Below are 624 nucleotides of genomic sequence, written 5' to 3'. Positions count from 1 at the left end.
GAAAATATATAGAAAATCAAGGGTAGGAAGGTGGCGACAGTGGGTGTTAAAAGCATATAAATACAGGATATATCCTAATAGCGAACAAAGAATTCAGATTGCAAAAACATTTGGCTGTTGCCGTTTTGTTTACAATCAGACATTGGCATATCGGAAAGAAATATACGAGAAAGAGAAAAAGTCAGTTAGTAAAACGGATTGTAATAATTACTGTAACAGAGAATTAAAGAAAGACTATGAATGGTTAAAAGAAATAGATAAATTTGCTCTGACCAACGCAATCTATCACATGGACGCTGCATATCAAAAATTCTTTAAGGAACATGCAGGATATCCGAAATTCAAGAGCAAACACGATAACCATAAATCATACACAACAAACTTCACAAATGGAAATATTGCGGTAGATTTTGAGACAGGGAAGATAAAATTGCCAAAATTAAAAGCGGTAAAAGCAAGGTTACACAGGGAATATCGTGGGCAGATTAAGTCAGCGACCGTTTCGCAGGTTTCCAGTGGAAAATACTATGTGTCCATACTTGTAGAAACGGAGCATAAGGAACTGGCACATACAAATCATAACATAGGAATCGATTTAGGACTTAAAGATTTATGTATTACTTC

Annotated in this window: 1 protein-coding gene; it reads left to right on the top strand. The window is 35.1% G+C overall.

Annotation, left to right across the window (positions count from 1 at the left end):
• Positions 1-43: 43 nt before the first annotated feature.
• The coding region (locus tag GPK90_RS17840) for an RNA-guided endonuclease TnpB family protein (RefSeq protein WP_215703586.1) at positions 44-624 on the top strand (581 nt) is incomplete at its 3' end.

This window comes from Clostridium sp. MCC344 (assembly GCF_018785365.1).
Taxonomy (GTDB): domain Bacteria; phylum Bacillota; class Clostridia; order Lachnospirales; family Lachnospiraceae; genus Pilosibacter.
The sequence above is the reverse complement of the archived record's forward strand: the minus strand, read 5'-3'. Positions and strand labels throughout refer to the sequence as shown.